Source organism: Agarivorans sp. Z349TD_8 (assembly GCF_050870825.2).
In the GTDB taxonomy this organism is placed as follows: Bacteria; Pseudomonadota; Gammaproteobacteria; order Enterobacterales; family Celerinatantimonadaceae; genus Agarivorans.
On record NZ_CP194037.2, the window covers coordinates 3,484,094 to 3,496,065 of the forward strand.

At 44.6% G+C, this 11,972-nt stretch carries 12 protein-coding genes; 5 read left to right on the top strand and 7 right to left on the bottom strand.

Annotated elements, in window-relative coordinates:
- Window positions 1–140 precede the first annotated feature (140 nt).
- Together ACRRS1_RS15695 and pta are read left to right on the top strand one after the other, a co-directional pair.
- Window positions 141–1,340 (top strand): acetate kinase, encoded by a 1,200-nt coding sequence (locus ACRRS1_RS15695; protein WP_432452252.1) that lies wholly within the window; start codon window positions 141–143, stop codon window positions 1,338–1,340.
- 73 nt (window positions 1,341–1,413) lie between these two features.
- Window positions 1,414–3,549 (top strand): phosphate acetyltransferase, encoded by a 2,136-nt coding sequence (gene pta / locus ACRRS1_RS15700; RefSeq protein ID WP_432452251.1) that lies wholly within the window; start codon window positions 1,414–1,416, stop codon window positions 3,547–3,549.
- Window positions 3,550–4,032: 483 nt separating this feature from the next.
- Here the strand turns inward: pta and ACRRS1_RS15705 are convergent, their stop codons facing one another.
- The 5 genes from ACRRS1_RS15705 to ACRRS1_RS15725 all read right to left on the bottom strand — a co-directional run bounded on the left by ACRRS1_RS15705 (window position 4,033) and on the right by ACRRS1_RS15725 (window position 7,935).
- Window positions 4,033–4,395: a P-II family nitrogen regulator gene (locus ACRRS1_RS15705; RefSeq protein ID WP_432452250.1), complete on the bottom strand. Its 363-nt coding sequence runs from the start codon at window positions 4,393–4,395 to the stop codon at window positions 4,033–4,035.
- 1 nt (window position 4,396) lies between these two features.
- Window positions 4,397–5,167 (bottom strand): DUF1538 domain-containing protein, encoded by a 771-nt coding sequence (locus ACRRS1_RS15710; RefSeq protein WP_432467416.1) that lies wholly within the window; start codon window positions 5,165–5,167, stop codon window positions 4,397–4,399.
- Window positions 5,167–5,901 carry a DUF1538 family protein gene (locus tag ACRRS1_RS15715; RefSeq protein ID WP_432467415.1) on the bottom strand — a complete coding sequence of 245 codons (735 nt, stop codon included), beginning with the start codon at window positions 5,899–5,901 and terminating at the stop codon, window positions 5,167–5,169. The genes ACRRS1_RS15710 and ACRRS1_RS15715 overlap by 1 nt, the downstream gene beginning before the upstream one ends.
- Window positions 5,902–6,008: 107 nt before the next feature.
- Complete coding sequence (locus tag ACRRS1_RS15720; protein WP_432467414.1) at window positions 6,009–6,893, bottom strand: class I SAM-dependent methyltransferase; 885 nt, start codon at window positions 6,891–6,893, stop codon at window positions 6,009–6,011.
- 7 nt (window positions 6,894–6,900) lie between these two features.
- Window positions 6,901–7,935 carry an AI-2E family transporter gene (locus tag ACRRS1_RS15725; protein WP_432452246.1) on the bottom strand — a complete coding sequence of 345 codons (1,035 nt, stop codon included), beginning with the start codon at window positions 7,933–7,935 and terminating at the stop codon, window positions 6,901–6,903.
- Between the two features lie 99 nt (window positions 7,936–8,034).
- On the opposite strand from ACRRS1_RS15725, the gene ACRRS1_RS15730 reads away from it, so the two are divergent.
- Complete coding sequence (locus tag ACRRS1_RS15730; protein ID WP_432452245.1) at window positions 8,035–8,544, top strand: 2-amino-4-hydroxy-6-hydroxymethyldihydropteridine diphosphokinase; 510 nt, start codon at window positions 8,035–8,037, stop codon at window positions 8,542–8,544.
- On the opposite strand, the gene ACRRS1_RS15735 is transcribed toward ACRRS1_RS15730, so the two are convergent.
- Window positions 8,470–9,183: an SDR family oxidoreductase gene (locus ACRRS1_RS15735; protein ID WP_432452244.1), complete on the bottom strand. Its 714-nt coding sequence runs from the start codon at window positions 9,181–9,183 to the stop codon at window positions 8,470–8,472. The genes ACRRS1_RS15730 and ACRRS1_RS15735 overlap by 75 nt on opposite strands.
- An 86-nt stretch (window positions 9,184–9,269) precedes the next feature.
- Between ACRRS1_RS15735 and ACRRS1_RS15740 the strand changes: the two genes are divergently transcribed.
- Window positions 9,270–10,172 carry a TIGR01777 family oxidoreductase gene (locus tag ACRRS1_RS15740; protein WP_432467413.1) on the top strand — a complete coding sequence of 301 codons (903 nt, stop codon included), beginning with the start codon at window positions 9,270–9,272 and terminating at the stop codon, window positions 10,170–10,172.
- Between the two features lie 58 nt (window positions 10,173–10,230).
- Here the strand turns inward: ACRRS1_RS15740 and ACRRS1_RS15745 are convergent, their stop codons facing one another.
- Entirely contained in the window at window positions 10,231–10,917 is a 687-nt protein-coding gene (locus ACRRS1_RS15745; RefSeq protein ID WP_432452242.1) for a DNA-3-methyladenine glycosylase I, read from the bottom strand.
- Window positions 10,918–11,524: 607 nt separating this feature from the next.
- Here ACRRS1_RS15745 and ACRRS1_RS15750 point away from each other — a divergent pair.
- Window positions 11,525–11,968, top strand: coding sequence for a MarR family winged helix-turn-helix transcriptional regulator (locus ACRRS1_RS15750; RefSeq protein ID WP_432452241.1), 444 nt, complete (start codon window positions 11,525–11,527; stop codon window positions 11,966–11,968).
- Window positions 11,969–11,972: the final 4 nt, after the last annotated feature.

The window sequence follows — 11,972 nt, forward strand, 5'->3', positions numbered from 1 at the left end:
ATGGGACCTTGGCACTAGGTCAAATCAATTTTTGGCGGCGCTTAAGATTGGTTTTCCGGTTCAAACAACGGGTCTTCTAATACTCTACGTTTTTGAGCCACTGTCTATAATTGAACAAATTCAACAACAGGTGTCTATAAATGAGCAATAAGCTGGTACTCGTTCTTAATTGCGGTAGCTCTTCATTAAAATTTGCAGTGCTAAACGCTGTTAGCGGTGACGAGATTCTTTCTGGTTTGGCAGAATGCTTTAACTTAGAAGATGCACGTATCAAATGGAAGTTAAATGGCGAAAAAGGGGATTCAAAGCTAGGTGCCAATGCCGCACACCATGAAGCTATCGAATTTATTGTAAGCAACCTCTTAGAAAAAAATCCTGAAATTTTGAACGATATTGTGGCCGTTGGTCACCGCGTCGTTCATGGCGGAGAAAAGTTCACTCAATCAGCGATTATTGACGAAGCTGTCTTGGCTGGTATCGAAGACTGCGCTAGCTTAGCGCCACTGCATAATCCAGCTGCATTAATCGGCATTCGAGCGGCTCAAGATTGTTTTCCTCAGCAACCACACGTTGCAGTATTTGATACCGCCTTCCACCAAACCATGCCAGAAAGCGCGTTTCTTTATGCCTTACCTTATAAGCTATATAGCGAAAAAGGCATTCGCCGTTATGGTATGCATGGCACGAGTCACCTATTTGTATCTCGTGAAGCATCGGCAACCTTGGGTTTGCCTGTAGAAGAGACCAATGTGATCACCGCTCACCTAGGTAATGGCGCCTCACTCTGTGCCGTGAAGAACGGTAAAAGTGTTGATACCAGCATGGGGCTCACGCCGCTCGAAGGTTTGGTAATGGGCACTCGTTCTGGTGATATCGACCCTGCGATTATTTTCCATTTAGTCGACAATGAAGGCTATACATTAGAGCAAGTCAACAACATGCTTACCAAAGAGTCTGGTTTGATGGGCCTCACGGAAGAAAGCAGTGACTGTCGTTTTGTCGAAGAAGGCTACCAAAAAGGCAGCGACGCCGGGCTTCGTGCGATGAACGTATTCACTTACCGTTTAGCCAAAGCCATTATGTCTTACGCTGCAGCAATGGACGGTAAGCTAGATGCTCTCGTCTTTACTGGTGGCATTGGTGAAAATTCAGCTTTAGTTCGTCAATTAACCGTTGAAAAACTAGCGCTACTTGGTTTTAGTCTAGATGAGCAAGCAAACTTAGCTGCACGTTTTGGTAACTCTGGCAATATCGCCACTAGTACTAGCCGCCCAATTTTAGTGATTCCAACAAATGAAGAAATGGTTATTGCTCAAGATGCTGTCGCATTAACTCAGTAATAAAACATACTTTGTATCTAAGGTTAGATTTTAGTCTAGCCTTATTCTTTCACCTAACTTAAGAGGTACAGCCGTGGCTCGTACAATTATGTTAATCCCTGTTGGCGTTGGTGTTGGTGTAACATCCGTCAGTTTGGGAATGGTTCGCGCGATGGAGCGCAATGGCGTCAACGTTAATTTCTTTAAACCCATTGCCCAACCGAAAAGTCGCGAAAAAGGCGCTGAACGTTCTACAGCGATCATTCGCCAAGCATCAAATATTATTCCCCCAGAACCTTTTACCCAAGCCTATGCAGAAAACCTTATCAGCGCCAATCAAATTGATGATTTGCTTGAAGGCATTGTGGCTCGTTTTAATTCTGGAACATCTGGCGCAGAGATTGTTGTGGTAGAAGGCCTAGTCCCGACCTCTGAATCTCCTTACGCAACCAATGTTAACTATGGTATTGCCAAAGCTTTAGATGCCGATATGGTATTTGTTACCAACCCAGGTAACGATACTTCGCAACAGTTAAAAGAGCGCATGGAAATTGCGTGTAATAACTTTGGCGGTCTAAAAAACAAACGTATTATTGGTTGTATTATCAATAAAGTTGGTGCGCCTATCGACGAGCATGAAATTACTCGTCCAGACCTCACCGAAATGTTTGATAATAAATCAGACCATTCGACTAATCTTGAAGTGCTGCAGATGTTTGGCAAAAGCCCACTGCGTATTTTAGGCTGTATTCCTTGGAATGCGCCGCTGGTTTCACCACGTGCGCGAGATCTGGCGAATCACCTCAATGCTCGAGTGATTAACGAAGGTGACATGGATACTCGTTTAGGACGAGTGACTTTCTGTGCTCGCAGCATCCATAACATGGTCGAACATTTTAATGCGGGTAGCCTGTTAGTGACCTCTGGCGATCGCTCCGATGTGATTGTTTCAGCCTGCTTAGCAGCCATGAACGGTGTTAGAATTGGAGCCTTATTGCTGACTGGTGGTTATCAACCAGAACCTCAAGTTTTAAAACTATGTGAAGGTGCATTTGCCACTGGTTTACCAGTGATGTTGATTGAGTCAAACACTTGGCAAACTTCGTTAGCCTTACAAAGCTTCAATGCTGAAATCCCCGTTGACGATGCCTCACGGATCGAATTGGTACAGGACTACGTTGCTGGCCACATCGACAAACATTGGATAGAGTCATTAACGGCTATTTCTGCCCGTGCGCGTCGCTTGTCGCCACCCGCTTTCCGTTACCAGCTCACCGAAATGGCTCGCAGTGCCAATAAACGTATTGTATTACCAGAAGGTGAAGAACCGCGTACTATTGCAGCAGCTGCTATTTGTGCTGAACGTGGCATCGCTAAACCGGTATTACTTGGCAATCCTGAAGTAATTCATCGTATCGCTGGTCAACAAGGTGTCACTCTGGGTGACAATATTGAAATTTTCAACCCAGTTGAAATTCAAAATAAATATGTTGCGCCAATGGTAGAGTTACGCAAGGGTAAAGGCCTCACCGAAGTCGTTGCCAAAGAGCAACTTGAAGACAACGTGGTTCTGGGAACCATGATGCTAGCCAACGACGAAGTTGACGGCTTGGTTTCTGGTGCGGTCAATACCACAGCGAACACTATTCGCCCACCGCTTCAGTTGATTAAAACGGCACCAGGTTACAACCTAGTTAGCTCGATCTTCTTCATGCTGTTACCGGATCAAGTATTGGTTTATGGTGACTGTGCGATCAATCCAGATCCAAGCGCTGAACAACTTGCAGATATTGCAATTCAATCTGCAGAATCAGCGGTTGCCTTCGGAATTGAACCTCGGGTCGCAATGATCAGTTACTCAACGGGTAGTTCAGGCTCAGGCTCTGACGTTGAGAAAGTACGTGAAGCCACAAAAATTGCCAAGGAACGTCGTCCCGATCTGATCATCGACGGTCCATTGCAATATGATGCGGCTATCATGGAAAACGTTGCCAAGAGTAAAGCACCGAATAGCCCTGTGGCAGGTAAAGCAACGGTATTCATCTTCCCTGATTTGAATACTGGTAATACCACTTACAAAGCAGTACAACGTAGTGCCGACCTAATCAGTATCGGGCCAATGCTACAAGGTATGGCTAAACCAGTGAATGATTTGTCACGTGGTGCTTTAGTTGACGACATCGTCTACACGATCGCTTTAACAGCGATCCAAGCGAGCCAAAGAAAGTAAGCTAAGCGTTTTGCTTTGCAAAAATACCGCTCAATTTAATTGAGCGGTATTTTTATTTATACCGATCGCCAGATAAGCATAAGCGCTAACAATAAAACGCTTCAATCTTGTGCACCTACCTTCACTAACGAATACTGTTTAACCAATGAGTGGCCAAGGAAAAACAGCAAATACCTTTAAAATCGATCTCTTAAAGCAGCACTTGCTAACTTCAAGGGTTTTAAAGCTCTTGTTCTACGTCAACTTAAGTTTAAAAGTCATCTCTGTTTGGCTGATAAACCCACAGCCCCAGCTCGTATCTTAACAATCATAAGTGAACGAATCATTTTTAATCAAACCAAAAAAACCTTAAAAAACATAAATATAGAATCAAAAAACCACTTCATTCACATATTAATCCACAGATTATGTGGATAAGAATTATATAAAATGAGAGTTATACACAGCTCCCGGTATTTATTTGACATAATTCACTATATTTATTCACAACCCACTTAAATCATCATCAGGACCACGATGCGTGAGCGCGTGAATTTGATGTGCAACGCCAACCACGTCTTCCACATCCAGCAGCACCGCAATGCCTTGACCTTCTTCTTGATCAAAATCAGCCACAGCACTAATCGTATTTAAGATAGGTTTCGCCAAATGACTTTCTACCACAAACAATAAGACGTCGCGCTGCGACTCGAGATTCAAACCAAAGAACGTTTTTTTACGATGCACTCCCTCCCCCCGCGCATTATTAATCACAGTCGCACCTGTCGCGCCAGCAGCGCGAGCCGAGTCTAATACCAAACTGGTTTTTTGATCGTCAACAAAAGCTAGAATCAACTTAAATTTCATCTTATTCTCCAGATAAATCAGAATGGGCTAAATAATGAGTAATTTGTGCATAAGCTAATACCGAGATAATTGGAAACAAACTAGCAAAAGCAATCAGACCAAAACCGTCCAAGAGTGGACTACGCCCAGGCACAGCATCAGCCAAACCTAATCCCAATGCAGTCACTAAAGGCACTGTCACTGTCGAAGTGGTCACTCCACCACTATCATAGGCCAAGGGAATGATCGCTTTCGGAGCAAACAAGGTTTGTATTCCAACCAATACGTAACCAAAAATAATGTAATACTGCAGCGGGTCACCTACCACAATTCGGTAAGAACCTAGGGCGAGGCCGAAAGCGACACCTAAAGCAACCGAAATACGTAAACCACCAATCGAAACCACTCCCCCAGAAACGGCATTCGCTTTAATCGCCACGGCCAATAACGACGGTTCTGCAATCGTGGTACTAAAACCGATCGCAGCAGAGAATATGTAAACCCATAGGTAGGCCTGCCAATGACTCCCAGGGGCATCACTCAGCGACACAAAACCTAGATGGGTTAATTGGATCGCCATAGTTTGCCCCAAAGGGAATAAAGCCTGCTCAAGACCCAATAAGAACAATACCATCCCCAGCACGACAAAAAATATCCCCATGAGTAACTGACGAGGCTGATGAAGCGGCTTTTTAATAACCAGATATTGAAAGACTAGAATTGTGAGTACAATCGGAAAAATATCGCCTAGCGTGGAAAACAAGGTCTCGAAAAACTCTAGCCACCAGCGCATCAATAAATAATCCCGTAAAGCATCACAAAAATCATCGGCGTTAACGAGGCTAAAGCAATCAAACCAAACCCATCTAATAAGGGATTTCTTCCTTCAATTGAAGCCGCTAAACCGATCCCAAGTGCAGTAACTAAGGGGACGGTGATTGTCGAGGTGGTGACACCTCCAGAATCATAGGCGATACCGATAATTTCTTCGGGAGCAAATATGGTAAGTATCACAATCAAGCCATAACCCGCGATGATCATCAGATAAAGCGGCCACCCTTGAATAATACGGATCACCCCAATCACAATGGCTAAGCCAACCGCAAAGGCAACACTTAAACGCAAGCCTGCGGCATATTCATCCATGCTCCCCTTATCCGATGAAATATGCTGCGCTTGGGCTGCAACCTCAGCCGCTTCCCTGGTAACAGCGATCAGGGCAGGTTCAGCAATGGTTGTCCCAAATCCCAAACAGAATGCAAAAGCCAATAGCGCAGCCAAGCTTCCCTTATTGGCAAAAGCATGCGCCAGTTGTTCGCCAATCGGAAATAAACCAAGCTCCAAGCCCATCACAAAACAACTTAAACCCACCACGACCATCACCGTACCGCCGAGGATCTGTAGAACATTTGGCAATGAACTGTCTAATACAAACCATTGAAAAAACAGGATCACGAATACAATCGGCGAAATGTCCCGAATACTTTTAAGCAGAGATGAAAAAAAATGTGAGAACCGAAAACCCATACCACGCCTTTGAGCTGAAATAAGCCCTATATCAAGCGTAGCAGAGCAAAATCCAGCTCGAGACAATGACCATAAGGTATCACTCGAACTGTGAGGGCGGTGGCCGTTTAAACTGGATTATTTTTAAAAATGAGTACTTTTAGGCCGTCATCCTCTGACTTCTCCAATACCCTTTCGGGACGTTCAAGCGTCGTCAGCAACGACAGTTGGGGGCACTCACTTTCAACAACATCAATGAGAAACTGACAACCAAGCCAGGGGGCGTTCAAGCAAAGCATCGCCAAGCCCTCCTCCGCTAATAAACTCGGGAGTTGACGAATTATCCGAGGGTAATCTTTTTCGACTAAAAAACTACCTTTTTGCATTGATGGTGGATCAGCGATCACCAAATCATAGGGACCATGTTTACGCAACTTGCCCCAAGATTTAAACAAATCATGACCAAAGAAACGGGCTTTCTTATCATCAAGTTGATTGAGTCTTAGGTTATCCCGGCCAACACTTAGCGCAGCCTTACTCATATCAATATTCACCACCGCTTGCGCACCACCAGCCAACGCAGCAACGGCAAACCCACAGGTGTAAGAAAACAGGTTAAGAACTCGCTTATTATTGGCCTGCTCTCTGACCCAGCGTCGGCCACTGGCCATATCAAGAAATAACCCAAAGTTTTGATGTCGTCCCAGTTCAACCTTATAACGTAAACCCTGCTCCATCACCTCAACAGGTGTCTGTTCACTGCCCCACAAATGGCGAACCGGAGCCATCGGCTGATCTCGCTGTTGTAAAAAAACGCCTTCTACTAAGGACGGTTCACTGAGTTGAGCAACCAATTCGGCTAACAGCTCATCAGCCAATGGCGCGTAAGCAACGATCAGCATCACTGGCGGAAGCCATTCAATATTAAATGCCTCGGCACCAGCGATACAATGCCCTCTACCATGCAGCACTCGCAAGGCTTGCCCATCGAGTGTGGGTAATTCTACTCTCATCTACTACTTAACTCTCTTTTAGGTCGTCTGGGTGGCTTAAGATCCGTGAAAACCAATGGCCGCTATTACTCGACTCAAGGCCAATTTTTACGATCATGGTTAGCGGCACCGATAGTAACATTCCAACACTACCAAATAACCATCCCCAAAAAATCAATGATAACACTACGACCAAGGAGGACAGACCTAAACCTTTACCCATGATACGTGGCTCCACGATATTACCCATCACCAGATTAACCGTTACATATAGCCCAGCCACCGCCAAAGCCTGACTCGGCCCTAACTGAAGTAGCGCTAATAGCACAGCGGGTACGGCAGCAATCAGCGAGCCAACGTTAGGAATATAATTGAGTAAAAAAGCCAAAATGCCCCATAACACGGCATAATCCAGATCGAGCAAACTCAAGACAATGGTGATGGGGATGGCCGTGCCAAGGCTAATCATGGTCTTAACCGCAATATAACTATTGACCGACTTGAGAAATTTGTTCACCTGCGACATGCGAACATCGGGATTATGAATCGCATCATGTACCCGCTGCGGCATCGTATCGGCCTCTAACAACATGAATATCGTCACCAATAAAATGATAAAAATATTAGCAGCTGCACCACTTAAACCAGTTAAGGTATTGGCGAATACCCCCAATATCACCCCAGGATCGAAATAATCAGTGACCACACTCATCGATAGATCAATATCAAACCTTGCGGCGAAGGTAATCAACTTCGCGAGATGAACCAGTAGCTGCTCTCGGTAGGCTGGAATAGACGATCTAAAATCACTAATAGAGCTCCCCACTACACCAGCCAATAACAAAATAACGCTCACGATCAACAGTAACACTGCCATCACAGCAAGTACCCGCGGGATACGAATACGCGTCAAAAAACTCACCACCGGACTGGCAATAATGGCGATGAATAGAGATAACAAAAAAGGGATCAGCACTGGGGTTGCAGCTTTTAATCCAGCCAATACCACAATCAGGGCAGCTGCGGTCACCAAACCATGGCGTATCGAAGTTGGTTGATTCACCGAACACTCCTAAAATATTATTTGATGCTCAGCAGTTTAGCTTGCATCAGCGCTGGCGAAAAGGCTAAATAAAAACCTATCAATCATCTGGGGTCACCAATGTATTACCTTTGTAGTCTGGGGAGCAATATTCAACCGCTGCAACACATACCGCAGGCAGTAAAGCAGCTTTGTATTCGTTTGCACCCCATCACCTTTAGTGCCTTTATACAAACCGCACCCTCACAACTGCAATCAAAACATGATTTCATCAATGGCTTGGCCTGGTTTCATTCCCATCAATCAGCCCCCACGCTAAAACGTTTTTTCAATCAACTAGAAGATTTTCATGGCCGCAATCGCAAAGATCCCCTCTCCAGTGACAAAGACCGCCCCTTAGATATTGATTTAATCGGTGCAGCTAAGCAGCCTCAATTGTTAAGCCTGTTACATCCAGATGAATTTTTAATCCCACTACATCAACAGTTATTTGGTCAAAACGTCGAGCTACAGCAAGTCGTAGAGTTTGAGTTATGCATTGATCATCAGCCAGGTTTACCATTGGGCCAAGGACCGACCACCATCAACTTTGATAGAACAACCGGTCAAATAGTCGTTTTCAATCAATAAAATCATGGTTTGCCAGATGGGTGCGAAGCCCCCCTCTTTCGCCAAAGGCGTCTGTGCCAATACCTGCTGGCGATGCACCTTAGTATGTTCAGTTAGGAATTGCATCGGCCCCGGTTCAATCGCATTCACTCGAACCGCAGGCGCCCAATGGGTCGCATAAGACCGCATTAAATTCGCTAAACCTGCTTTCGACGCACAGTAACTACGAAATGCCGAGTGGGGTTGTTCAGCATAAATATCGGTTAACATCACTACACTGCCCTTTGCCCTAACTAAAGCCGGATGCAAGGCTTCATTCAACAATTTAGGAGCCAACATATGCACGGCATACATCGCGTCAAAAAAATCGGCTTGTTGTTCAAGGCTATGTTGTTGCTCATCTTGGAGAAACAATGAAGCATTATGGACCAGCACATCTAAACGAGTACATTGCTGAGTCACCGCTTGAATAAAGGCCAACAAGGACGAACGTTGACTGAAATCGGCTTGGAATAGACTCACGCCACGTGCGCGTAACTCATCTAACCCGCTTCGCTCACTGCGATATTGGCCTATAACCTGATAACCCAAGTCAAGAAATTGATGTGCAAGAAAAAAACCCAAACGGCGGCCAACCCCGGTGATTAAAACAGTCGTCATGCTCTACCCTTCCTATAAAACTCTGCTATTGTTGACTAAATTAAGGCGTAATATTACAAGCTCTATATAAGGAGTTGTGGTTAACGATGAAAATTTTACTCACAGGCGGAACTGGTTTTATCGGTAGCCGACTGGTAAAACATCTACAGTTTAGTCATGAACTAACCGTTCTATCACGTTCGCCCATTAAAGCCTACCAGAAGCTAGGGCACAATCTATTGGCAATCCCTTCGCTCAAGGATTTAACCGACTTAAATGAGTTTGATGCGGTAATTAACCTAGCCGGAGAGCCGATTGCTAATCGACGCTGGACCAAACATCAAAAACAGCAGATCTGCAACAGTCGGTGGCAAATCACGGAACAACTTCTGCTTTTATTTCAACAAAGCCAACAGCCGCCCCATACCTTTATTAGCGGCAGCGCCATTGGCTATTATGGCACTCAAGGAGAACAGGATCTTGATGAATCGAGCATGATTAAGGATGACTCATTTCCTCATCAAGTATGTAAACAATGGGAAGCAATTGCGCTACAAGCCCAGTCAAGTCATACCCGGGTGTGTTTATTACGCACCGGCGTAGTGATGGGCATCGAAGGTGGCGCATTAGCCAAAATGTTGCCAGCATTTAAACTCGGCTTAGGTGGCCCGATTGCCAATGGTCAACAGATGATGTCATGGATCCATATTAGTGACTTGGTCGATGCCGTGATTTTTTTGTTAAAAAATCAACACTGTCACGGCCCATACAACCTTACAGCCCCCACCCCAGTGAGCAACCAGCTGTTTAGTCAAACCTTAGCCAAACAACTAAAGCGGCCCTGTTTCGTGCGAACTCCGGCTTGGTTACTCAACACGGCTTTAGGCGATATGGCCAGTCTCATCACTGAAGGGCAAAAAGTGCTGCCTGCTCGCCTAAGAGAGGATGGCTTTAGCTTCCGCTATAAAGAAATAAATCATGCACTTAAAGAAATCCTGGCGAAGAATTAACGGCAAGTTCACTAAGACGCCGCCAAGAGCAACTCGAACAAGCACTCTTATATAGTGCTCAATCAAGGTTATTCTCACCCACCGAGTATGCGAGCGTCTGACTAATGGTGGCCAAAGGTAGACCACTTTGCAACTGCCAACGGTTAAACACCTGTTGCACCGTATTTAAACCCTTCACACTAGTCGGCTGCTTATCCACAACACCACGATTCACCAAATAAGCCACCACGTCCTTAGACAAAATAAAGGTATCTTTGCCCATTCTTCGCAAGGCATAGGCCGCTGAATTCCCCCCCAAGCGAGCGCCCTGCTTTTTTAAATATAGCCACAAACCAACAATATCATCGTTGGGCCAATCCGCTATAAATTTAGCAAAACTGCCATGCTCAGCCGCAAGTTTTAAAATCATCTGCGCGTTGACTGGTACTGTGATTATTTTCTGACGATTACGGATAATGCTGGCATCATTAGATAAACGCTCAATATGAGAATCATCCAGCAACAACATTTTTTCAGGCTCAAAATCAAAAAACGCTCGTTCGAAATCGGGCCACTTGTTTTCGACAACTCGCCATACAAAGCCCGACTGAAAAATCACTTTAGTAAACATCGACAACCAACGGTCATCACTCACGGTGGATAAATACTCAGAACTGAATGGCGCAGTTAAGAGATGTTGAAGTGCTGCATCACCACCTTTACGCTCGGCGGCTCTCTGCCAAATTGATGAAAAATCTTCTACCAAACTACAATCCTTAATTCATTGTCAGTTAAGCGCTCACTACGATTTACTTAAAACCAAGATAGTAAATCTTGTGAGTACTTAGATAAGTAAATTCTATCAGGCACTTATATTCAATGCTGTATTTAAAGCTTTATCAAACCAATTTTACCGAGCCAAAGCGTAAAGTACCCGACCTGCTGGTCGAGATTCTATGGGCAAGGGTATATGCCGCCGTCGCCGAAGGCACCTAGCATGAAGACTGCTTCGCTTTGTCGCTGATGTTTTCAGTGAATTTTATTCACCACTGGCTACCAAGAGCTAATGACGCATTCATATAGAGCAAACAATGAACCTGCAGGCTCTAAAAAATGAACCAACTTGATTGCCCAATTAAAATTAGCCTTGTGTCCTTGCCGCAAGCTTATCCATTTGGTGGGTGCAGAAATACACTAGGCGGCGTCACTCATTCGCTAAACGATGTTGATGCATTTTAAAATACTTGCTTTTACTCTCCTTTCTAAATACACTTAAGCACCTTAACCATTAAGATGCTTAAGCATTCTTATTACCCACTGTTAGCAATCAATGCCAATGCTCTATTTTTAACACTTAAAGGCGCTTAACGAATATGGACCATCTACCCCAACTGATTACAGCAACATTTCGAGAAATAGCCATTATTCATGAGCGCATGGAAATTATCTTAAAGGAAAACCTGCCATCTGAACTGCCAACCTCCCAGTTCAAATTACTCAATCACCTTATTTACACAACCAACAGCCAAGAGACCGCCAGCCAGCTAGCGAAAAATTCACATGTGAGCCTGTCTGCGATGAGTCAAATAATTAAGCAATTAAGCAATAAAGGTTATGTTTCCTTACAGATCCGCGACCACGATGCGAGAAAAAAAACAATTTTAATAACCGAACAAGGACGTATCGCTCACCAAAACGCCTTAACGCAGATTGATATTGTCCTTAAATCATTTGCCCCTAATTTTAGCCTGGTCGACATTCAACAACTGTTCAAATTAATCAATCAGTTTCGCCGCGAGTTTGAACAACACACTTAGTTAT

What these genes read in the sequence shown, in the direction of transcription:
- ACRRS1_RS15705 (WP_432452250.1), bottom strand. Translation starts at nt 4,395, where the DNA reads ATGAAATTTAAGTTGATTCTAGCTTTTGTTGACGATCAAAAAACCAGT.
- ACRRS1_RS15720 (WP_432467414.1), bottom strand. Translation starts at nt 6,893, where the DNA reads ATGAGAGTAGAATTACCCACACTCGATGGGCAAGCCTTGCGAGTGCTG.
- ACRRS1_RS15715 (WP_432467415.1), bottom strand. Translation starts at nt 5,901, where the DNA reads ATGGGTTTTCGGTTCTCACATTTTTTTTCATCTCTGCTTAAAAGTATT.
- ACRRS1_RS15710 (WP_432467416.1), bottom strand. Translation starts at nt 5,167, where the DNA reads ATGCGCTGGTGGCTAGAGTTTTTCGAGACCTTGTTTTCCACGCTAGGC.
- ACRRS1_RS15735 (WP_432452244.1), bottom strand. Translation starts at nt 9,183, where the DNA reads ATGACGACTGTTTTAATCACCGGGGTTGGCCGCCGTTTGGGTTTTTTT.
- ACRRS1_RS15730 (WP_432452245.1), top strand. Translation starts at nt 8,035, where the DNA reads ATGTATTACCTTTGTAGTCTGGGGAGCAATATTCAACCGCTGCAACAC.
- ACRRS1_RS15750 (WP_432452241.1), top strand. Translation starts at nt 11,525, where the DNA reads ATGGACCATCTACCCCAACTGATTACAGCAACATTTCGAGAAATAGCC.
- ACRRS1_RS15695 (WP_432452252.1), top strand. Translation starts at nt 141, where the DNA reads ATGAGCAATAAGCTGGTACTCGTTCTTAATTGCGGTAGCTCTTCATTA.
- ACRRS1_RS15740 (WP_432467413.1), top strand. Translation starts at nt 9,270, where the DNA reads ATGAAAATTTTACTCACAGGCGGAACTGGTTTTATCGGTAGCCGACTG.